The sequence below is a fragment of the Aeromonas sp. R2-1 genome, assembly GCF_040908425.1.
GTDB classification, from domain to species: Bacteria; Pseudomonadota; Gammaproteobacteria; order Enterobacterales; family Aeromonadaceae; genus Aeromonas; species Aeromonas caviae.
In genome coordinates this window covers 1-21,514 of record NZ_JBFODR010000009.1, presented here as the reverse complement: position 1 = coordinate 21,514, position 21,514 = coordinate 1, and the positions used below count along the sequence as shown (strand labels likewise).

17 protein-coding genes are annotated in these 21,514 nt (G+C 62.5%); 9 read left to right on the top strand and 8 right to left on the bottom strand.

The genetic code is table 11. The features are described from left to right. Window positions 1-18: 18 nt before the first annotated feature. The 5 genes from AB5Y80_RS02265 to AB5Y80_RS02245 form a co-directional block, all read right to left on the bottom strand. Window positions 19-1,172, bottom strand: a protein-coding gene (locus AB5Y80_RS02265; protein WP_139739419.1) for an IS3-like element ISAeca4 family transposase whose coding sequence is annotated in 2 segments (ribosomal slippage) — window positions 19-935 and window positions 935-1,172 — 1,155 coding nt in all. Because the reading frame shifts where the segments join, the coding sequence is not laid out codon by codon here. Between the two features lie 60 nt (window positions 1,173-1,232). Beyond that, window positions 1,233-1,394 (bottom strand): hypothetical protein, encoded by a 162-nt coding sequence (locus tag AB5Y80_RS02260; RefSeq protein WP_368172482.1) that lies wholly within the window; start codon window positions 1,392-1,394, stop codon window positions 1,233-1,235. Window positions 1,395-2,140: 746 nt separating this feature from the next. Beyond that, window positions 2,141-4,312, bottom strand: a complete 2,172-nt coding sequence (uvrD, locus tag AB5Y80_RS02255) for a DNA helicase II (RefSeq protein WP_368172481.1) — start codon at window positions 4,310-4,312, stop codon at window positions 2,141-2,143. A 68-nt stretch (window positions 4,313-4,380) separates the two neighbouring features. Beyond that, window positions 4,381-4,842 (bottom strand): hypothetical protein, encoded by a 462-nt coding sequence (locus AB5Y80_RS02250; RefSeq protein WP_124244684.1) that lies wholly within the window; start codon window positions 4,840-4,842, stop codon window positions 4,381-4,383. Window positions 4,843-4,846: 4 nt separating this feature from the next. Beyond that, complete coding sequence (locus AB5Y80_RS02245; protein ID WP_368172480.1) at window positions 4,847-6,754, bottom strand: hypothetical protein; 1,908 nt, start codon at window positions 6,752-6,754, stop codon at window positions 4,847-4,849. A gap of 587 nt (window positions 6,755-7,341) precedes the next feature. Here AB5Y80_RS02245 and AB5Y80_RS02240 point away from each other — a divergent pair. The 4 genes from AB5Y80_RS02240 to AB5Y80_RS02225 all read left to right on the top strand — a co-directional run bounded on the left by AB5Y80_RS02240 (window position 7,342) and on the right by AB5Y80_RS02225 (window position 12,297). Continuing rightward, entirely contained in the window at window positions 7,342-8,340 is a 999-nt protein-coding gene (locus AB5Y80_RS02240) for a BMP family protein (protein WP_041212138.1), read from the top strand. Between the two features lie 101 nt (window positions 8,341-8,441). After that, window positions 8,442-10,019, top strand: a complete 1,578-nt coding sequence (locus AB5Y80_RS02235) for an ABC transporter ATP-binding protein (protein WP_368172479.1) — start codon at window positions 8,442-8,444, stop codon at window positions 10,017-10,019. Window positions 10,020-10,098: 79 nt separating this feature from the next. After that, window positions 10,099-11,217, top strand: coding sequence for an ABC transporter permease (locus tag AB5Y80_RS02230; RefSeq protein WP_010672473.1), 1,119 nt, complete (start codon window positions 10,099-10,101; stop codon window positions 11,215-11,217). Between the two features lie 114 nt (window positions 11,218-11,331). Beyond that, a complete protein-coding gene (locus AB5Y80_RS02225) occupies window positions 11,332-12,297 on the top strand; it encodes an ABC transporter permease (RefSeq protein ID WP_010672471.1) in 966 nt (321 codons plus the stop codon). A 63-nt stretch (window positions 12,298-12,360) separates the two neighbouring features. On the opposite strand, the gene AB5Y80_RS02220 is transcribed toward AB5Y80_RS02225, so the two are convergent. Further along, the gene (locus tag AB5Y80_RS02220; RefSeq protein WP_039039541.1) at window positions 12,361-13,266 is read right to left on the bottom strand and encodes a LysR substrate-binding domain-containing protein; all 906 of its coding nucleotides are present in this window, start codon (window positions 13,264-13,266) and stop codon (window positions 12,361-12,363) included. 118 nt (window positions 13,267-13,384) lie between these two features. Between AB5Y80_RS02220 and AB5Y80_RS02215 the strand changes: the two genes are divergently transcribed. From AB5Y80_RS02215 to AB5Y80_RS02205, 3 genes are all read left to right on the top strand, one after another. Beyond that, entirely contained in the window at window positions 13,385-14,512 is a 1,128-nt protein-coding gene (locus AB5Y80_RS02215; protein WP_041212135.1) for an S-(hydroxymethyl)glutathione dehydrogenase/class III alcohol dehydrogenase, read from the top strand. Window positions 14,513-14,560: 48 nt separating this feature from the next. Next, window positions 14,561-15,409 carry an S-formylglutathione hydrolase gene (fghA, locus tag AB5Y80_RS02210; RefSeq protein ID WP_279980938.1) on the top strand — a complete coding sequence of 283 codons (849 nt, stop codon included), beginning with the start codon at window positions 14,561-14,563 and terminating at the stop codon, window positions 15,407-15,409. Between the two features lie 63 nt (window positions 15,410-15,472). Beyond that, window positions 15,473-15,979 (top strand): DinB family protein, encoded by a 507-nt coding sequence (locus tag AB5Y80_RS02205; protein ID WP_368172478.1) that lies wholly within the window; start codon window positions 15,473-15,475, stop codon window positions 15,977-15,979. 72 nt (window positions 15,980-16,051) lie between these two features. On the opposite strand, the gene AB5Y80_RS02200 is transcribed toward AB5Y80_RS02205, so the two are convergent. After that, on the bottom strand, window positions 16,052-16,774 hold the full coding sequence (locus tag AB5Y80_RS02200) for a DUF2807 domain-containing protein (RefSeq protein ID WP_324050104.1): 723 nt from the start codon (window positions 16,772-16,774) through the stop codon (window positions 16,052-16,054). Window positions 16,775-17,072: 298 nt separating this feature from the next. On the opposite strand from AB5Y80_RS02200, the gene ovoA reads away from it, so the two are divergent. Next, a complete protein-coding gene (ovoA, locus tag AB5Y80_RS02195; protein WP_368172477.1) occupies window positions 17,073-19,220 on the top strand; it encodes a 5-histidylcysteine sulfoxide synthase in 2,148 nt (715 codons plus the stop codon). 57 nt (window positions 19,221-19,277) lie between these two features. Here ovoA and AB5Y80_RS02190 read toward each other — a convergent pair whose 3' ends face one another. Next, window positions 19,278-20,249: a bile acid:sodium symporter family protein gene (locus tag AB5Y80_RS02190; RefSeq protein WP_368172476.1), complete on the bottom strand. Its 972-nt coding sequence runs from the start codon at window positions 20,247-20,249 to the stop codon at window positions 19,278-19,280. A 298-nt stretch (window positions 20,250-20,547) separates the two neighbouring features. Between AB5Y80_RS02190 and AB5Y80_RS02185 the strand changes: the two genes are divergently transcribed. Further along, the gene (locus tag AB5Y80_RS02185) at window positions 20,548-21,510 is read left to right on the top strand and encodes an IS1595 family transposase (protein WP_368172475.1); all 963 of its coding nucleotides are present in this window, start codon (window positions 20,548-20,550) and stop codon (window positions 21,508-21,510) included. Window positions 21,511-21,514 lie beyond the last annotated feature (4 nt).

Below are 21,514 nucleotides of genomic sequence, written 5' to 3'. Positions count from 1 at the left end.
TGAATCGCCCCGGCTTCTCTAGACACTTTTGAGCCGTTCGAAATATTGCTTTTCACACTCTACTGGCGATAGCCCATTGTTGAAACTGTGCCGACGCTTGGGGTTGTAAAACATTTCAATGTAATCGAACACATCCTGCCGGGCCTCCTCCCGATCTGCATAGGTTTTACGTCGGATCCGCTCGCGTTTGAGGAGTTGGAAGAAACTCTCCGCCACCGCGTTATCATGGCAATTGCCACGTCTGCTCATGCTGGCCTTGAGCCGGTGCTCCCGCAAAAAATCCTGCCAGTCATAGCTGCTAAACTGGCTCCCTTGGTCAGAATGAACCAGCACTTCCTGCTCGGGTCGCCGTCGCCACACTGCCATCAGTAACGCGCTGATGGCCAACTCTCGGTCGATCCGTGGCCCCATTGACCAACCAATGACTTGTCGTGAAAACAAATCCAATACCGCGGCCAGATAGAGCCAGCCTTCATGGGTTCGAATATAAGTGATGTCCGTTACCCAGACCTTATTTGGCTCAGTCACATCGAACTGGCGTTCAAGATGATTCGGTGCAACCACCGTTGGCCGGCCACCATAATGACCGGGACGGCGACGATAACCGGTTTGTGAACGCAAACCTTCATGACGCATTAATCGCGCCACCCGGTGTTTCCCACAGGTCTCGCCCATCTCTCGCAGGTCATCCCGGATCTTGCGATAGCCATAGACGCCCCCGCTTTCTAGCCAACATTGCTTGATCTGGCCCAGGAGGCGTTGGTCTTCAAGTGCGCGGGCAGATAAAGGCTGGTGCTGCCAGGCGTAATAACCGCTCGGGTGGACATTCATCATCCGACACAGTCGGCGGATGGGATGTGTGGACGCGTGCACCCGGATGAAGGCGTACCTTACCCTGACAGCTTGGCAAAGTACGCGGCGGCCTTTTTTAAGATATCTCGCTCATCGGTGACGCGGCGCAGTTCAGCCTTGAGGCGCCGAATTTCGGCTTGCTGGCTGGAGTCATGCTGTTGCTGCACGGCGGGCTGGCTGTAGCGCCTGATCCAGGCGTAAAGACTGTGGCTGGAAACACCAAGTCGCTCAGCGACCTCTGCCACTGGGTAATGGCGCTCAGTCACCTGCTTGACGGCGGCCAGTTTGAATTCTTCCGTGTAACGTTGCTGCTTGCTCATAACACCTCCTGATTGACCTCAGTTTGAGGCTCTTGAGGTGTCTAGGAAAGTAGGGGCGATTCAAAGTAAGCTCTTTAGTTCATTAATATTTTCTTCAGCATCTATCGTTGCATGAGCACCAGAAGGTGAGACTTGTGTAGCCGCAACTGAAATATTTGGATTAAATCCTAACAGTATAAAAACAAAACACAAAGAACAAAATAATGATAAAGTATTGAACATGGTTAACACCTGTGAAGATATTAATACTGTTATTTGCATTTTAAGCCATTAAATCTCATAAATACATTTCACACAAGCCAAAGGATTTCACCCTTTCAGGGTTACAAACTCGAGTCATAATAACCACTTACATATATGATAGTCACGCATCAATTCGACGAACAATGAGGTTCACCAGATAATGGTGAACAGTGGCATTGAGCCCATCGCGATCTACTCCACGTAACCAAACTTGAGCAGGTGTGTACTGACTGTGGCTCCCCCTCCAATCTGCCGAGGGCCAGAGGCAACGTCAGGGACGCCATCAAGGATGATGGCGTAGCCGCAGCCGGCACAGGGATGTGCCGTCTGCGGCGTCCCGTCCGACGTTGGCTCTGGCCCGAGGGCAACCGCGAAGCGGTCGGATTGGCGGGGGTGGCCTTTCTTTTGGTGACTTTTCTTTGGCCACGCAAAGAAAAGTCACTCGCCCCAGCCCGAAGGGCGGGCGAAACCCTGTCGAGGGCCCAGCCCTCGCGTCCTGCACGGCGCCAGCCGTGCCATCAGAAAGCGCCCCTCATCCCCAACCCTTCTCCCGCAAGGGGAGAAGGGAGCAAAGACGACCACGGGAATAGGCCCCTCTCCCGCCATGGGAGAAGGAAGCAAAGACGATCTCGGGAGCAAGCCCCTCTCCCACAAGGGGAGAAGGAGGTAAAGGCTATCTCGGGGATGATCCCCTCTCCCGTTGGGAGAGGGTCAGGGTGAGGGGATTAGAGCGCCTCCAATCTGGCATACGCCGTCACCAGCCACTTGGCGCCGACGTCGTCGAACTGTATCTGCACCCGGCTCTGCTGGCCGACCCCTTCGAAGTTGAGTACCACCCCTTCGCCGAATTTGGGATGGAGCACCCGCTGGCCGAGCTTGATGCCGCTGGCGTCGAAGCTCTGCTGCACCTCGTTCTGGCTAAAGCGGCCGTACTGGGTGGGGCGGCTCACCTGAGTGCGCAGCCGTATCTCTTCCAGACACTCGGCGGGCATCTCGCGGATAAAGCGGCTCGGCTTGTGGAACATCTCGCGGCCGTAGATGCGGCGGCTCTCCGCATAACAGATGTAGAGCTTCTCCATGGCGCGGGTCATGCCGACGTAACAGAGGCGTCGCTCCTCCTCCAGCCGCCCCGACTCCTCGGTGGATTGCTGGCTGGGGAACATGCCCTCTTCCACACCGACCAGCAGCACCAGGGGATATTCCAGCCCCTTGGCGCTGTGCAAGGTCATCAGTTGCACCGCGTCGGCGTATTCGTCCGCCTGATTCTCGCCGGACTCCAGCGCTGCATGGGCGAGGAAGGCGGAGAGATCGCTCATGTCCTCCAGCTCGTCCGGGCGCTGGTACTGACGGCAAGCGGTGACCAGTTCGTCCAGGTTCTCTACCCGCGCCTGGGATTTCTCGCCTTTTTCCGCCAGATACATCGCCTTGAGGCCGGAGTGCTGGATGACGATGTCCGCCTGCTGGTGCAGGGGCAGCAGGGAGACCTGTTCCTCCAGCGCGTCGATGAGATCCACAAAGCCGCGCACCGCGTTGCCGGCACGGCCGGTCAGCACCTTGTCATTGAGCAAGGTCTTGGCGGACTGCCACAGGTTCTGGCCCTGATCGCGAGCGTTATTGCGCAAGATCTCGAGGGTGCGATCGCCGATGCCGCGGGTCGGCGTGTTGACCACCCGCTCGAAGCTGGCGTCGTCGCCACGGTTGTTGATAAGGCGCAGGTAGGCCATGGCGTCTTTGATCTCCTGGCGCTCGAAGAAGCGCAGGCCGCCGTAGATGCGGTACGGCATGGCGTCCTGCATCAGCGCCTCTTCCAGTACCCGCGACTGGGCGTTGGAGCGATAGAGGATGGCGCAGTCGGCGAGCAAGCCACCTTTCTCTTTCCAGTCCTTGAGGCGGCCCACCACGAAGCGCGCCTCGTCCACCTCGTTGAAGGCGGCGTAAAGGGAGATCGGCTCCCCCTCGGCCCCCTCGGTCCACAGTTCCTTGCCAAGGCGCTCGGCGTTGTTGGCGATGACGCTGTTGGCGGCTTTGAGGATATTGGCGGTGGAGCGGTAGTTCTGCTCGAGGCGAATGGTCTCGGCCCCCTCATAGTCGGTCAGGAAGCGCTGGATGTTCTCAATCTTGGCGCCGCGCCAGCCGTAGATGGACTGGTCATCGTCGCCGACGATCATCACCTTGCCGGTGTCGCCGGCCAGCATCCGCAGCCAGGCGTACTGGATGCCGTTGGTATCCTGGAACTCGTCCACCAGGATGTTCTGGAAGCGATCCCGGTAGTGCTCGAGGATGTGGGGCTTGTTCAGCCACAGCTCGTGGGCGCGCAGCAGGAGCTCGGCAAAGTCCACCAGACCGGAGCGATCGCAGGTCTCCTGGTAGGTCTTGTAGATCTGCTGATAGGTGCGGGTGACGGGGTCGCCGTAGAGGTCGATGTCGCCGGGGCGCAAGCCCTCGTCCTTCTTGCCGTTGATGTAGCCCATCACGGCGCGCGGGGCCCAGTGCTTCTCGTCGAGGTTGAGCGCCTTGAGCACCCGGCGAATGAGGCGGTACTGGTCGTCGGAGTCGAGGATCTGGAAGTCCTGCGGCAGCCCTGCATCCAGATGGTGGGCCCGCAGCAGTCGGTGGGCGATGCCGTGGAAGGTGCCGATCCACATGCCGCGCACGCCGTCGCCGATCACCTTCTCGACCCGGCCGCGCATCTCGGCCGCCGCCTTGTTGGTAAAGGTGACCGCGATGATGGAGAAGGGTGAACAGCGTTCCACCTGCATCAGCCAGGCGATACGGTGCACCAGCACCCGGGTCTTGCCCGAACCGGCACCGGCCAGCACCAGCAGGTTGCAACGGGGGGCCGCCACCGCGTCTCTTTGCTTGTCATTGAGCCCGTCGAGCAGGGTTGAAACGTCCATCACCACTCCTGTTTATTTATACAGGCGGGGATTATACGGCCTGAGCAGCCAGAGACCAACCGGCAGGATCAACGAAGGGGGCGGTGATAGTCCCGGTATTGGCCCAGTACCTCACCGGAAAAGCTGAGCAACCGGGCGCGGGGGGCATCCAGCACCTGCTGGACGGGATCAAATCGCAGTGAAGCGGCCAGCATGCGGCCCTCAGGCAGGGTCACTTCCGTGTTCCCCATCACCAGCATGCCGTCCTGATAATGCCCATGCTCGAAGCGCACGATGACGTCATTCACCATCAAGGTGCCCTGTTTGAGCTGCAGTGATGCTCGTTGCATCTCTCGCAACGCAAACAGACTGGACAATGACGGACGCCCGCTGGGCATCCGCTGCAAGTATTCGTGGGTGGTCAATTGATATTGCAACTGACCCTGACGATCGAAGACACGCTCCCGATAATCGGTGTAGCGCGTCAGCATGCCGGCAGCCTGTGCCACCGGCATCCACAACAGGAGCGCCCCCGTCAGGAGCGCTCCCACTGGTTTACAGCTGATCGGCACAGCTGACCTTGTTGTCATCCAGGTCGGTACAGGAGACGAATACCTTGTCAAAGGTCGACCCGGCCACCGGCGTCATCTGGGTTGACCAGTCATAACCCACCCCCTTGGCATAGATGGCGGTGTGGCTCTCCTGATCTTCCTGCATCCAGCCGATGTACTTCAGTGCGCCGCGATCGCTCTGGGCAAGTGCCTTGAACTCGTCGCTCGTGATGAGACACATGGGCTCTCCCATGGCCTTGGACAGCTCGGCATCCCGCGCCCCCACGGCGCCATCACAGCCGCCGGTCACCTTGATGGTCATGTCACTGCGATCCAGCATCTCATCGAAGAACGGCAGCACATTGATGTTGTACTTCACCCCCACCTCTTGAGGCTGCCAGCCCATGCCGGTATTGACGTATCGGGTCTCGACGCTTTCCCACTGGATAGTGGGCACAGTGCCTGCAAAGTGGTTCGCCAGCTCCTTGAGAGTCGCGGCATTGGCCTCGATCTCATCCTGGGTCAACGACTCGTCCAGCTTGCTCTGATCGATGGTCAGAGCGAGGCTCACCGCATCCTTCAACTGCGACTTGGCCTTGGCCAACCGTACTTTGGCATCGTCGGTCAAACGGAAGAAATCGGCGTGCGCCACCAGCGCATCCGGCTCGATTTCCTGCTGACTGAACTGGGTCTCGAAGGTGCTGCTGCTCTCTTCATAGGTGGTGGTCGGCTGCATGCCCCAGGTGTCCTTGATGTGCATACGCGGCAAGGTCACTTCTCCCTGCTGGGTGACATAGGCGCTGTCCGGACCGTACTGGTAGGAGGCGGCGATGTTGAGGGCCGATGCCATCGCCATCGCCGACGCCCGCAGTGCCTTGGCACCGTCGAGGTTGAGGGTGACGGTATCGTCATCGCCATAGGTGGCGCTGTAATCCGGATCCTGGATATCGGCCAGGGCAGCCGCGACGTTTTCCAGGCTGTCGGCATAGGCGCCCATCAGCTTGGCCACGTCACGGGTATATCCCTTGCCACCTTTGAGCGCCACGGAGGCGGTGCCGGGGGTATGGATGATGACATCCATCACCTTGGCCAGGCTGGTGCTGTAACCACTGCCAATGGCGGACGAGGTGAAGGCCAGGCGTTCAGCCACCACGGGGTTGTTGGTCACCTCCAGCATAGTCAGCATGGCCAGCACGATCTGGCGATCGGCCTTGCCGCTCTCACCGGTCTCGGCCTGCAGGGTCTCCTTGTACTCCTTGAACTTGCTCTCGACGTCCAGGTTTTTCAGATCGGTCAGTCCCTGCAGATCGCTCAGCACCTTGTCGACCGCCACGGAGCGGCCATTGACGCCAGCCAGGGTGGCGGAGAGGTGGGCTTTCGCCGCAGCCAGAGAGACGACGGCCTTGGTGAGGCCCGCTGTTTTCAGCGCCTCGACCAGGGAGGTGTTGAAGGCGTCATCGCTACCCAGTTCGACGATCCCCAGTTGCGCGACCTGCGCCTTGTCGAGGGTGATGCCGTTCTCCGGATTGCTGTCGCTGTCGAGCGTCTGCAGCAATGCCGCAATGCGGATCGCTTTCTCCTTGTCGTCACCCGCCAGGGTGTAAGGGGTCACCAGCGAGTTGCCCGCCTTGAGGGTCACCGCCCCCAGGCGCTGGTTGCCCAATGCGAATTCGCAGGTGTCGCCATCATCAAACAGGAATTCACCCTTGGCATTGGTGACACCGGTGTAATCGTTGCACCGATAGTCGAGGCCACCCACGACGGAATCCAGGAAGACGGCAGTGTGAAGAGGCTTGCTGCCGGTGTCGGTGCCACCGCCATTGTTGCCACCATTGCTGCCGCCACCGTTATCGTCACCACCGCCCCCGCAAGCGGTCAACATGACACCGGACAACACACAAGCCACTGCCATACTCAGCACGTTTTTTTTCATTTTTATCACCCGAACAAATGTCAAAAATACGGCCCCATCCCGGGGCCAAGTTAATCCGGGTATAACCTAGCGTACCCATATGACAAACACCAATGCATTTCCATATGAGTGTGCTTGCCATCACGCAGGCCCCGAGCGAGCAGGAAAAACGGCCACAGACGACGGCCCTGGGAGGGGAAATAGCCACCCATCGTGGGCTGTCACACCCGGGGCGGACCTCCTGGCGATCAGCCAGCCCGCCCGCCAACGTGGCGTCGATGAGGCCGCAGGGCTGGTGCCGATGGAAGCCAGTTTTTTCATCAGGGGAGGAAAACGGTTGCGCCTAACGTCATGAATCCAAACACAAATGTCGATCGAGCCCTATTAATCCCGGAATTTAATTCTGCAAAAACACCATAAAACAAACACTTATAAGGCAATTTGCTTATATTTCAAACCGTTAACGCAAACGTTTTTCCTCTATGATCCCCTTGACCAACGGGCTGGCTCACTTACAGTTAGCCAGCGTGCTTTATGACCTGCCAAGACAGGTTGTGGACCCTCACATAACAATCAAGGATACGATCGTGACTAAAGTGCTCAAGCTGGCCACCGTGGCCGCCCTCACCCTCGCTGCCCTGTCCGCCCAGGCAGCCTCCGAGCCCGCCGTCATCTATGACACCGCAGGCAAATTCGACAAGTCCTTCAACGAAGCCGTGTTCCGCAACGGCGTCGAAGTCTACAACAAGGACAAAGGCGTCAAGGTCAAGGAGTTCGAACCCCAGAACGAAGCCCAGCGCGAGCAGGGCCTGCGTCGTCTGGCCAGCCGTGGCAACGGCCCCATCGTCGCCGTCGGCTTCAACATGGGTTCCGCGGTAGAGAAGGTAGCCACCGAGTTCCCGAACACCCAGTTCACCATCATCGACATGGTGGTCGACAAGCCGAACGTCCAGTCCCTCATCTTCAAGGAGCATGAAGGTTCCTTCCTGGTGGGTGCCCTGGCAGCCATCGCCTCCAAGACCGGCAAGGTCGGCTTCGTGGGCGGCATGGACATCCCGCTGATCCGCAAGTTCCAGTGCGGCTATGAGCAGGGCGCCAAGTACATCAATCCGAAGATCGACGTCTATCAGAACATGACCGGCTCCACCCCGGCAGCCTTCGCCGACCCGGCCAAGGGTGCAGAACTGGCCAAGTCCCAGTTCGCCAAGGGCGCCGATGTGGTCTATGCCGCCGCCGGTGGCACCGGGATCGGTGTCTATCAGGCTGCCAAGGACGAAGGCAAGCTGGCCATCGGTGTGGATTCCAACCAGAACCACCTGCAACCGGGCACCATGCTGACCTCCATGGTCAAGTCCGTGGGTCTGGCCGCGTACAAGAGCTGGGATGACGCCGCCAAGGGCAGCTGGAAGCCGGGCATCCAGTCCCTGGGTCTGGCCGAAGGCGGGGTTGACTGGGCGCTGGACGAGAACAACGCCAAGCTGATCACCCCGGAAATGAAAGCCAAGGTCGAGAGCATCAAGGCCGACATCATCGCCGGCAAAATCAAGGTGCACGACTACATGAGCGACAACTCCTGTAAGTACTGATCCTGCAAATACCGAGTCACTGCTACGACTCTCAACCAGTGATGACCGGCCCGCACGGGCCGGTTTTTAGTCTCTACTTCATGACCCGCAAGGACTGCATCATGGACCAGACAGATCGCTATGCCATCGAATTAAGGGGTATCGATAAGCGCTTTGGCGACGTGTACGCCAACAAGCAGATCGACCTTCAGGTTCGTAAAGGCAGCATTCACGGCATCGTCGGCGAAAATGGCGCCGGCAAGTCGACCCTGATGAGCATCATTTACGGTTTCTACCACGCCGACAGAGGCGAGATGCTGATCGACGGGAATCCGTTCAAACCCCATGGCTCCCAAGATGCGATTGCCGCCGGGGTGGGCATGGTGCACCAGCACTTCATGCTGGTGAACAACTTTACCGTATTGGAAAACGTCATCCTGGGGGCCGAGAACGGCTGGCGCCTGGGCAAGAGCCTGGCGGCCGCCGAGAAGCTGCTGGGCGAGCTGGCACGGGACTATGGTCTCGAGGTGCCGCTGCACGAGAAGGTCGAGGATCTGCCGGTGGGCCTGCAACAGCGGGTCGAGATCCTCAAGGCGCTCTATCGCGGTGCCCGCATCCTGATCCTCGACGAGCCCACCGGGGTGCTGACCCCGCAAGAGGCGGATCACCTGTTCGAGGTGCTGAAAAAGCTGCGGGATCAGGGGGCGACCGTCATTCTCATCACCCACAAGCTGCGGGAGATCCTGGCCATCACGGATCAGGTCTCCATCATGCGCCGGGGGGAGATGGTGGCCCATGTCGCCACCAAAGACACCGACAAGGAGCAGCTCGCCGAACTGATGGTGGGCCGCAAGGTGCGCCTCAAGGTCGACAAGGGCACCGCCCAGCCGGGCGAGGCCAAGCTCAAGGTCGAGGGCCTCTCTTACGTCGATGACGCCAAGGTGGAGCGGATCAAGTCCGTCAGCTTCGAGGTCCGGGCAGGGGAAGTGGTCGGCATCGCCGGGGTCTCCGGCAACGGCCAGTCCGAGCTGCTCAGCCTGCTCGGCGGCATCCTCAAGCCCAGCAAGGGCGGCTTCACCATCGCCGGGGCGCAGCGCCACGAGGTGAGCCAGAGCCACCCGGCCGACCCGGAGCAGGTGCGCAACTTCGGCCTCGGCCACATCCCGGAAGACAGGCACAAGATGGGGCTCATCAATCGCTTCGAGGCGAAAGAGGCCTTCATCCTCGGCTATCACCGCCGTGCCCAGTACAACAAGGGCTGGCTGCAGAACAAGGAGGCGATCCGCCAGGATTGCCAGGCCAAGATGGACAAGTGGGACGTGCGCCCGCCGAGCCCGGAGCACAAGACCGCCAACTTCTCCGGCGGCAACCAGCAGAAGCTGGTGATCGCCCGGGAAGTGGAGCAGGACCCGGATGTGCTGCTGGTCGGCCAGCCGACCCGGGGCGTCGACATCGGCGCCATCGAGTACATCCACCAGCAGATCATCGCCATGCGCGACAAGGGCAAGGCGGTGCTGCTGGTGTCGGTGGAGCTGGACGAGATCATGAGCCTCTCCGACCGCATCCTGGTCATCGCCGATGGCCGCATCGTCGGCGAGCTGGACGGCGCCAGGGCGGATGAACGCACCATCGGCCTGATGATGGCGAACATAGTTCCTGACGACGTGGCGGCAAGCCAATCACAAGGAGCCACATCATGAAGGTCACAACCACTTGTAACGGATTCGGCCTGATGATGGTCAACACACCAGTCCCCGACGATATCAAGGAGGCCCATTCATGAGCCAAGCACGTGTTCCTGCCTGGATATCCGTGGGCGTGCTGCCCGCAGTCAATATCCTGCTGGCCTTCCTGGTGTCGGCCATCCTGTTCTATTACCTCGACATCAGCCCCATAGAGGCAGCCGAAATCATGTGGTACGGCGCCTTCGGCACCGGCGAGGGGATAGGCTTCACCCTCTATTACGCCACCGGTTTCATCTTCACCGGTCTGGCGGTGGCGGTGGCCTTCCACGCCGGCCTGTTCAACATCGGCGGTGAGGGGCAGGCCTATATCGGCGGCCTCGGGGTCGGTCTGGTCTGTCTGCTGCTCGGGGACGTGCTGCCGTTCGCCCTGCTGCTGCCGCTCGCCATCATCGCCGGCGGCCTGTTCGGCGCGGCCTGGGCCTTCATCCCGGCCTGGCTGCAAGCCAAGCGGGGCAGCCACATCGTCATCACCACCATCATGTTCAACTTCATCGCCGCCTCCCTGATGGCCTACCTGCTGGTAGACGTCTTCAAGCCGCCAGGATCCATGGCCACCGAGAGCAAGGTGTTCGCCGTGGCGAGCTGGCTGCCGAAGATGAGCGAGCTGGCGGCCGGTTTCGGCATCGCCATGCCCAACAGCCCCCTCAACATCAGCTTCTTCTGGGCGCTGATCTGTGCGGCCCTGGTGTGGGTCTTCATCTGGCATACCCGCTGGGGCTACGAGATCCGCTCCGTGGGCGCAAGCCAGAGTGCCTCCGCCTATGCGGGCATCTCCTACCCCAAGGTGGTGATCCTGGCCATGGTGATCTCCGGCATGCTGGCGGGCTTTTTCGCCCTCAACGTGCTGCAGGGTGAGCTGCACCAGATCAAGCTCAACTTCGTGGAAGGCTTCGGCTTCACCGGCATCGCGGTGGCCCTGATGGGCCGCAACCACCCGGTCGGCGTCATCATCGCCAGCCTGCTGTTCGGCTTCCTCTACCAGGGCGGCGCCGAGCTCAGCTTCGAATTCGGGGTGGATCGCAACATCGTCGTGGTGCTGCAGGGTCTGGTGATCCTGTTCTGCGGCGCCCTGGAGCACATGCTGCGCCCGCGCATCGAGCAGGCCTATCTGGCCTTTGCCAACCGCCCGGCCGCCCAAGTGAAAGGAGCCTGATCATGTTCGAAATGCTGATCCTGATGCTGGATGCCACCATCCGCACCGCACCGCCACTGATCCTGGCGGCCATGAATGACGGGGATGTTTTGCGAGCCGAAGGGAGTCCAAGCCATGTTTGAAATGCTGATCCTGATGCTGGACGCGACCATTCGTACCGCGCCTCCGCTCATCCTGGCGGCCATGGCCGGGATGTTTTGTGAACGCTCCGGGGTAGTCAACATCGCCCTGGAGGGCAAGCTGCTGGCCTCCGCCTTCGCCAGTGCGGCGGCCGCCGCCGTCACCGGTTCCGCCTGGATTGGGCTGGGGGTCGGGGTGGGGATCTCCATCCTGTTCGCCCTGCTGCACGGCTTCGCCACCATCACCCACCGGGGTGATCAGGTGGTGAGCGGCATGGCCATCAACATCCTGGCGGCCGGTCTCACCGTGACCCTGGGGCGCTACTGGTTCGATCAGGGGGGCCAGACCCCGGCGCTCTCCGGCGCGGCGCGCTTCGCCCCCATCGACCTGCCCTATGCCAAGGAGCTCTATGACGTGCCCGTCATCGGCCAGCTCTACAGCGAGCTCTTGAGCGGTCACTCCCTACTGGAGTACGTGGCCTTCGCCGCCGTGCCCCTGGCCTGGTGGGTGCTGTTCCGCACCCGCTTCGGCCTGCGGCTGCGGGCGGTGGGCGAAGCCCCGGCGGCGGTGGATACCGCCGGTATCTCCGTGGTGCGCATGCGCTATACCGCCCTCATCATCGGCGGCCTGCTGGCGGGGATCGGGGGCACCTATCTGGCGGTGGCCCAGACCGCCCAGTTCATCCCCAACATGAGCGCAGGCAAGGGCTTCATGGCGCTGGCGGCCCTGGTGTTCGGCAAGTGGCGCCCCTGGAACGCCATGGCGGCCTGTCTGCTGTTCGGCTTCCTCGACGCGGTCGCCATCCGGCTGCAAGGGGTCAGCATCGGCGATTTCCCGATCCCGGTGCAGGCCATCGAGGCGCTGCCCTACATCCTGACGGTCTTCCTGCTGGCCGGTTTCATCGGCAAGGCGGTGGCCCCCAAGGCCCTCGGCACCCCCTACGTCAAGGAGCGGGAATAGCCCCGCCCCTCATGCCATGCAAAAGGCCCGCACATGCGGGCCTTTTCTTTTTCGGGCGACGGCTCAGCCGATGGGCCGAACCAGGGCGGGTTGGTGGGGATCACTGAGGCGCTCGGCCAGATAGTCCACCAGCAGCCGCACCTTGGGGGAGAGGTGGCGGTTGTGGGGATAGAGGGCCCAGATCCCCTCCTCGGGGGCCCGCAGCTCCGGCAGCAGCTCGATGAGCTCCCCCCGGGCGAGGTGGTCGCTCACGTAGTAGTCCGGCAGCTGGATGATGCCGATCCCCTTGATGGCCGCATCCAGCAGAGCGTGGCCGCTGTTGCACTGCAGCAGACCGCGTACCCGCACGCTGTGGGGTTTACCGTTCAGGGTGAAGTGCCACTCGTCCCCGTTGCCCACCAGGCAGGTGTGACGGGCCAGCTCCGAGAGACTGTTGGGCATGCCGTGGCGGGCGGTGTAGGCGGGGGAGGCGCACACATAGGGTACCCGCTGCGCCAGCTTGCGGGCCACCAGGGTCGAATCCTTGAGGTGGCCGAGGCGGATCGCCAGATCGAACCCCTCGTGCACCAGATCCAGCAACTGGTTGGTGAGGTTGAGGGTCACCTCCAGCTGGGGGAAGCGCACCATGAAGTCGTTCACCAGGGGGGCGATGCGGCTCTCGCCGTAGGAGACCGGGGCCGTGATGCGCAAGGAGCCCTGGGGCACCGCCTGATGGCGCCCCACCGCCAGCTCTGCCTCGTAGAGGTTGTCCAGCAACTGGCGGCAGTGGCGAAAATAGATCTCCCCGAGTTCGGTGAGTCGCACCTGGCGGGTGGTGCGCAGCAGCAGCTTGGCCTGCAGCCTGTCTTCGAGCTGCGCCACCTGGCGGCTCACCTGGGCCACCGATACCCCGAGCTTGCGTGCGGCCGGGGTAAAGCCCCCCTGCTCCGCCACGCTGACAAATTCACAGACCCCTTCCCAGCCGAACATTATTACCTGTGTGTAAAAGTGATTTGATACTTAGCGTTATTATCACCAAATCGGCGGGAAACTACACTGGATCTCCGAACTCATTTCCGTTCATCCAACCACTACGAGGACGTCATTCATGGCACAGGTTCAGAGCATCAAGTGTAAAGCCGCCATCGCCTGGGGACCGGGTCAGCCCCTCTCCATCGAAGAGGTCGAGGTCATGCCGCCCCAGGCCGGCGAGGTGCGGGTGCGGATCGTCGCGACCGGCGTCTGCCACACCGATGCCTTCACCCTCTCCGGTGAAGATCCGGAAGGGGTCTTCCCCTGCATCCTGGGCCACGAGGGGGGCGGCATCGTCGAGTCCGTCGGCGAGGGCGTCACCAGCGTCAAGGTCGGCGATCACGTGATCCCGCTCTACACCCCCGAGTGCGGCGAGTGCAAGTTCTGCAAATCCGGCAAGACCAACCTGTGCCAGAAGATCCGCGCCACCCAGGGCAAGGGGCTGATGCCGGACGGCACCACCCGCTTCTCCAAGGACGGCCAGCCCATCTACCACTACATGGGCACCTCCACCTTCAGCGAATACACGGTACTGCCCGAAATCTCCATCGCCAAGGTGGATCCGGCCGCCCCCCTGGAAGAGGTCTGCCTGCTGGGCTGCGGCGTCACCACCGGCATCGGCGCCGTGATGAACACCGCCAAGGTGAAAGAGGGTGAGAGCGTCGCCATCTTCGGGCTGGGGGGCATCGGCCTCTCCGCCATCATAGGCGCGCGCCTGGCCAAGGCCGGCCGCATCATCGCCATCGACATCAACGAGAGCAAATTCGAGCTGGCCCGCAAGCTGGGTGCCACCGACTGCATCAACCCGAACGACTTCGACAAGCCCATCCAGGAGGTGATCGTCGAGATGACCGACGGCGGCGTCGACTTCTCCTTCGAGTGCATCGGCAACGTCAAGGTGATGCGCGCGGCGCTGGAGTGCTGCCACAAGGGCTGGGGCGAGTCGGTCATCATCGGCGTGGCCGGTGCGGGCCAGGAGATCAGCACCCGTCCGTTCCAGCTGGTCACCGGCCGGGTGTGGCGCGGCAGCGCCTTCGGGGGCGTGCGCGGTCGCAGCGAGCTGCCGAGCTACGTACAGCGCTACATGCAGGGTGAGTTCAAGCTGGACGACTTCATCACCCACACCATGCCCCTCGAGCAGATCAACGAGGCGTTCGATCTGATGCACGAAGGCAAGAGCATCCGCACCGTCATCCACTACTGATCCCATGAGCGCCCCGCCCATCGCATGGGCGGGGCAAGGAGTCCTTACATGAATCTGGACATCATCAGCAGCAACAAGAGCTTCAGCGGCTGGCACAAGCAGTATCGCCACCGCTCCAATGTGCTGGGGTGCGAGATGCGCTTCGCCATCTACCTGCCGCCCCAGGCCCTCACCGGCCAGAAAGTGCCGGTGCTCTACTGGCTCTCCGGTCTCACCTGCACCGACGAGAACTTCATGCAAAAAGCCGGGGCCCAGCGCATCGCCGCCGAGCTCGGCATCGCTCTGGTAGCGCCGGACACCAGCCCCCGCGGTGAAGGGGTGGCGGACGATCCCGGCTATGACCTCGGCATGGGGGCGGGTTTCTACGTCAACGCCACCCAAAGCCCTTGGCGGGATCACTACCAGATGTACGATTACGTCACCCGGGAGCTGCCCGAGCTCATCGAGACCCACTTCCCGGTCTCGACGAAGCGCGCCATCAGCGGCCACTCCATGGGGGGCCACGGCGCCCTCATCGCCGCCCTGCGCGAGCCCGGCCGCTACCGATCTGTGTCGGCCTTCAGCCCCATCAGCCACCCGAGCCGCTGCCCCTGGGGCCAGAAGGCCCTCGGCGCCTACCTAGGCAACAACCCCCTGCTGTGGCAGGAGTGGGATGCCTGCCAACTGCTGCGCCACCACGACAGCCCGCCCCTGCCGACCCTGGTGGACGTGGGGCTGGACGACCCCTTCCTGGCGGAGCAGCTCGGCATCGACACCCTGGCCGAAGTGGCCGCCACCCGGGCGTGGCCCCTGACGCTCAACCGCCATGCCGGCTACGACCACAGCTATTACTTCGTGGCGAGCTTCATCGAGGCGCACCTGCGCTTTCACGCCAACCACCTGGGCGAACCGGCCTGAGGCTGACCCGCTCGTGGCCGCCCCGTCAGCGGGCGGCCATTCACCCGGAAACAGGAGACAAGGATGCCTCTCTTCACCACATTGCTGGCCATGCCGGACCAGTTCGAGCGGCTGCTGGCACAGGTCCCCACCGGCCATCTGGACTGGGAACCCGCCAACTGGGCCGGGATCCCCTCCGAGCGTTTCAGTGCCAGGGGGCACCTCTGCCACCTGCTGGACATCGAGGTGCTGGGCTATCAGGTGCGGTTTCGTCGTACCCTGGCGGAGAGCCTGCCGGAGCTCGCCTCCCTCGATGGTTATCAGCTGGCGCTGGACCATGATTACCCCCGGCAGGATACCGCCACGCAGCTCGACCGGTTTCGCACCGCCCGCCTGCAGACCGTCGAATGGCTGAAGACGGTGCCGTCCGACGCCTGGCAGCGCCGCGCCCGCTATGGCGGCTATGGGGAGGTGACCCTGGACGGCCTGGTGCGCCTGCTCGTCAGCCATGACCACCAGCACCTCGCCGGCATGCAGTGGCTGCTGATGCGCCTGAACGCCGATCTGGGCCTCGTACTCCCCCTCGAGTGAGGCGTCGCTCAACAGTGTCGTATCCTGCAAAAAAGGCCCCGAGGGGCCTTTTTCATTGTTGCGGTGATGGGATCAGCTCCCCAACCGGCTCACCTGACCCGAACCCGCGATCTCGCTGGTCAGCGCTGGGCTGCCCCAGTAGTTGACCGCACCGGCACCGGCGATCTCTATCTTGAGCCGCGACCGGGCCCGCACCTCGACCTCGCCACTGCCGGCGATGCTCACCTCGACCTCCTCGCTGGCGAGCCCGGCCCCCTTGACGCCACCGGCGCCGGCGATGTTCAGCGTCATCACCCGGGCGGAGCCCTGCCCCAGATCCAGGTTGCCCAGCCCGGCGATGTTGCCCTCCAGCCGATCCAGCGTCAGCCCGCTGGCGACGATGTCCCCCGTGCCCGCCAGGGAGAGCACCAGATCATCCCCCTTGAAGTCGCGCAAGGCGCCATTGCCAACCCCCGCCAGTGCCAACTCGTGCAGCGTCGGCAGGGTGATGGTGATCTCCAGCGGCTGGGTGGGGTCGAGCCGGTAGCCATCCTTGACCTCGATCTCCAGCTTCTCCCCCTGCTCGGTGAGCACCAGATAGGGCAGCAGGTTGGCCTCCCCCTTGACCCTGAGGGTGTGGCTCTCTCCCGCCACCAGGTACAGGTTGGCGGGCACGCCCGCCAGCACCCGGGTCACCTCATGCCCCAGGGGATGCTGCTGCTCCACCACGGCCCCCTCCCCGCGCACCTTGACGTCATCCTGCCAGCTGCATCCGGTCAGTCCCAGGGCCAGCACCACTCCCAGCATCCATTTCATCCCGCTACTCCTCGTTTCCTCTTTGCCGCACGGCGCGGCAGGTGAGTGGCAATCAGCAAACCCTGTGCCATATGGCTAACATCATGATTTATCTATCCATTTCAATATTTCGAGGCTCGAAGGGTCCATAACAAAGAGTCATTCAGACCACAATCTGGTCAATCTGACCACACCCGAAGGGGGGTGTTGACCCATTTTTTTGGTTGCCGCCCCGGTTCGTTGAGCCAATAGTGATACCTGGTGCGTATAGAGCACTCCATCGCTGCTTCACCCGCCAGAATCAACAAGGAGTCAGAGCGTGACCCAAGCCAGCCACTCATTCGTCCATCCGGGCCTGCCTGCCCCCACCCGCACCCCGCTGCTGACCGGCGACGATCCCGACCACAAGCGCCGCGAGCTCCTCGCCTACTTCTGCCAGACCTTCGATCTCTACGACTCGCTGTTCGACTGCCTGGCCGACGAGCGGGCCTGGTTCAACAAGGCGATCCCCCTGCGCCACCCGCTCATCTTCTACTACGGCCATACCGCCGCCTTCTTCGTCAACAAGCTGCTGGCGGCCCGTCTCATCGAGAGTCGGCTCGACCCACGCATCGAGGCTCTGGTCGCCATCGGGGTGGACGAGATGAGCTGGGACGATCTGGACGAGACCCACTACGACTGGCCCACTGTGGCCGAGCTGCGTGACTACCGCGGCCGGGTGCGCGCCCTGGTGTGTGATTTCATCGAGCGGATGCCGATCGAGCTGCCCATCCATTGGCAGAGCCCGGCCTGGGTCATCCTGATGGGCATAGAACACGAGCGCATCCACCTCGAGACCTCCAGCGTGCTGATCCGCCAGCTGCCCCTGGCCTGGGTGCGCAGCCAGCCCCAGTGGCCGGTCTGCCCCGAGGCGCGCCACGATCTCGCCGCCGTCCCCGTCAACACCCTGCTGCCGGTGGCCGGCGGCCAGGTGCGACTCGGCAAGCAGGATGCCACCTACGGCTGGGACAACGAATACGGCGAGCGCCACATCGAGCTGGCCCCCTTCCAGGCCAGCCGCATGCTGGTGAGCAACGCCGAGTACCTGGCCTTCGTGCAGGCGGGCGGATATGAAGCGCCCGCCTGGTGGGACGACGAGGGCCGGGGCTGGCGCCAGTATGCCAACGCCCGCATGCCCACCTTCTGGGTCGGCGATCCCAATGAACCCGAGCAGTTGCAACTGCGGCTGATGACCGAGCAGGTCCCCATGCCCTGGGACTGGCCGGTGGAGGTGAACCAGCTGGAGGCCGCCGCCTTCTGCCGCTGGAAGGCGGATCAGACCGGCCTGCCCATCCAGTTGCCAAGTGAGGGGGAGTGGATGCTGCTGCGGGAGCAACTGGCCGGCGATCAGCCGGACTGGATGGAGGCCCCCGGCAACATCAACCTGGCCCGCTTCGCCTCCTCCTGCCCGGTGGATGCCTGCCCCCAGGGCAGCTTCTTCGATCTGGTGGGCAACGTCTGGCAGTGGACCAGCACCGCCATCGACGGCTTCGAAGGGTTCAAGGTGCATCCCCTCTACGACGACTTCTCCACCCCCACCTTCGACGGCAAGCACACCCTCATCAAGGGCGGGAGCTGGATCAGCACCGGCAACGAGGCACTCAAATCCTCCCGCTACGCCTTTCGTCGCCACTTCTTCCAGCACGCGGGCTTCCGCTACCTGGTCTCACGCTATCAGGAGCCCGTCATCGTGAATCCTTATGAAACCGACACGCTCGTCGCCCAGTATCTCGACTTCCAGTACGGCCCGAGCCACTTCGGGGTCGCCAACTACGCCGAGGCTCTGGCCGGTCTTGCCAGCGAGCTCTGCGGCCGCCATGAGCGGGCGCTGGATATCGGCTGCGCCACCGGCCGCGCCAGCTTCGAACTGGCTCGCCGCTTCGCCCACGTGGACGGGGTGGACTACTCGGCCCGCTTCATCGACGTGGCCCTGACCCTGGCAAGACAGGACAGCTTCCGCTATGCGGTGCCGGTGGAAGGGGATCTGGTGGAATATTGCGAGGCGCGCCTCTCCCGCCACGAGCTCGGTCGCGAGCAGAGCGAGCGGGTCCACTTCAGCCAGGGGGATGCCTGCAACCTCAAGCCCAGGTACGGCGACTACGACCTGGTGCTCGCCTCCAACCTGATCGACCGGCTGCGGGAGCCCGCCCGCTTCCTGCGGGACATTGCTCCGCGCCTTCGCAGCGGCGGCCTGCTGGTGCTCACCAGCCCCTACACCTGGCTGACCGACTACACCCCCAAGGCCAACTGGCTCGGCGGCATCCGGGAAAACGGCGAGGCCCTCGGCACCTATCAGGCGCTGCAACGGCTGCTGGCGGAGGAGTTCGAGGAGCACATGCCCCCGAGGGACGTCCCCTTCGTCATCCGCGAGACCGCCCGCAAGTACCAGCACACGGTGGCCCAGCTCACCGTCTGGCGCAAACGCTGACGAGGCGGCAAACGAAAGAGGGAGGCCCATGGCCTCCCTCTTCTTTATCCAGACGACTTACCCCTCCTGAACCTGGGGCACCGCCTCCTGCTCGCGGTAGCGGCGGGCCAGCACGGCGCACACCATCAGCTGGATCTGGTGGAAGATCATCAGCGGCAGCACCATGACACCGACGCTGGCGGCGGGGAACATGACGTTGGCCATGGGCACCCCGTTGGCCAGGCTCTTCTTGGAGCCACAGAAGACGATGGTGATCTCGTCCGCCCTGTTGAAACCGAGGCGACGGCTGATCCAGATGTTCCACCCCAGCACCAGTGCCAGCAGCACGCAGCTCAGCAGCACGATACTGGCCAAATCATACCAGCCTACTTGGTGCCAAATCCCCTGCACCACCGCCTCGCTGAAGGCCACATAGACCACCAGCAGGATGGAGCTCTGGTCCAGCTTGCCGATGAGTGGCCGGTGGCTGTCGACCCAGCGACCGATGAGGGGGCGTGACAGGTGGCCCACCACGAAGGGCAGCATCAGCTGCACCATGATGGCCTGAATGGAGTGCCAGGTATCGACCCCCTCCCCCTGCACATTGATCATCAGCCCTACCAACACCGGCGAGAGGAAGATGCCGAGGATGCTGGAGGCCGAGGCGCTGCACACCGCCGCCGACACATTGCCCCCCGCCATGGAGGTGAAGGCAATGGCCGATTGCACGGTGGCGGGCAGGGCGCACAGGTAGAGGAAGCCGAGATAGATAGCCGGGCTCAGCCACTGGGGCACCAGGGGCGTGAGCAGCAGCCCCAGCAGCGGGAAGAGCAGGAAGGTGCTCGCCATCACCACCAGGTGCAGCCGCCAGTGGCCGAGGCCCGCCATCAGGTTCTGGCGCGACAGCTTGGCACCATGCATGAAGAAGAGCAGCGCCACCGCCAGCTTGGTCAGCAGACCAAACCAGACGGCCACCTGCCCCTCGCAGGGGAAGAAGGAGGCCAGCGCGACCACCACAATCAGTACAGAGGTAAAAGGATCCAGACGCACGGGGAGTCTCCAGAGAAAGCGCGTCCCGCACGGGATGGGGACGACAGGGCACGGGGAAGGCGTCATCAGGCGGCGACCCCGGATACGAAGGGACAAGCTTACCCCGAACACCCTGTGGTGCAAAGTTGAGCGGCAGCTTCATTTGTTTCATTTTGTTAAACGATAACGCGCATTCTCACAGCAAAACTAAACGATTTTGACCCTCCGGCCCCGGATCCGGCCAATAAAAAAGGCGCTGTCCCAATTATGTGTTGGAAGGCTAATCTGGAAGTAGGTCATCACCGCGAGGACCTTCATCATGGATACGCCAGCCTTCCAACACCTGTTGTCCCTCTTTCCATTACTTACTCTGCGTCAGCGCCGTGTCGCTCAGCATGAGCTCGCCGCTCCACACCCGATTACGTCCCTCCATGCCCAGTTACCCACATGCTGCGGCTGTCCCCACTGCCAGGCGGATGCCACCCAGCTGACCCCCTGGGGCTGGAGCCGTGGGCTGCGTCGTTACCGTTGTAAGCAGTGTCGGCGAACCAGCTCCCTCCTCACCAAGACGCCTTTGGCCAGATTACGTAAGGCTGAGCATTGGGAGGACTACGCCCAGGCTCTCATCGACGGGCTCACTGTCCGCCAGGCCGCCGTCCGCTGCGGTGTTTGCAAGAACACCGCATTCTTGTGGCGTCACCGCTTCCTGAAGGCGATGGCAAACCACCAGGCAACACGGGAAGAAGGCATTGTGGAAGTGGATGAAACCTTCTTCCTCGAATCGTTCAAGGGGCAGCGAGGGTTGCCTCGTCCGGCAAGACATCGTGGCGGGAAAGGGCGTACCCGGGGGACCGGGCGGGATTACATCCCGGTGATGGTGGTGCAGGACAGGGCGGGCCATCAAGCCGACTTTCAGCTGGAAAGGCTGGATGCGCAGACGGTGAAAGCGGTGTTGCAGCCACTCATCGCGCCCGATGCAGTGCTCTGCAGTGATGGTGCAGGGGTGTATGCCAGTTTCAGCCAAGCGCGGGGTATAACACATCAGGTGGTGTACAACCGTCGAGGTGAGCGAGTCATTGGGGCATACCACATCCAGCATGTGAACGGATATCACCGGCGGTTGAAGGAGTGGATGGAACGATTCCATGGAGTCGCAACCCACTACCTGAGGAATTATCTGGGCTGGCGCAGGATGCTGGAACGTTACGGCAGGGAGGTAAATACCAAGATGTGTTTGCATGAGGCGCTAGGGCACCCGATGCAACACGTAATTGGGACATAGCCAT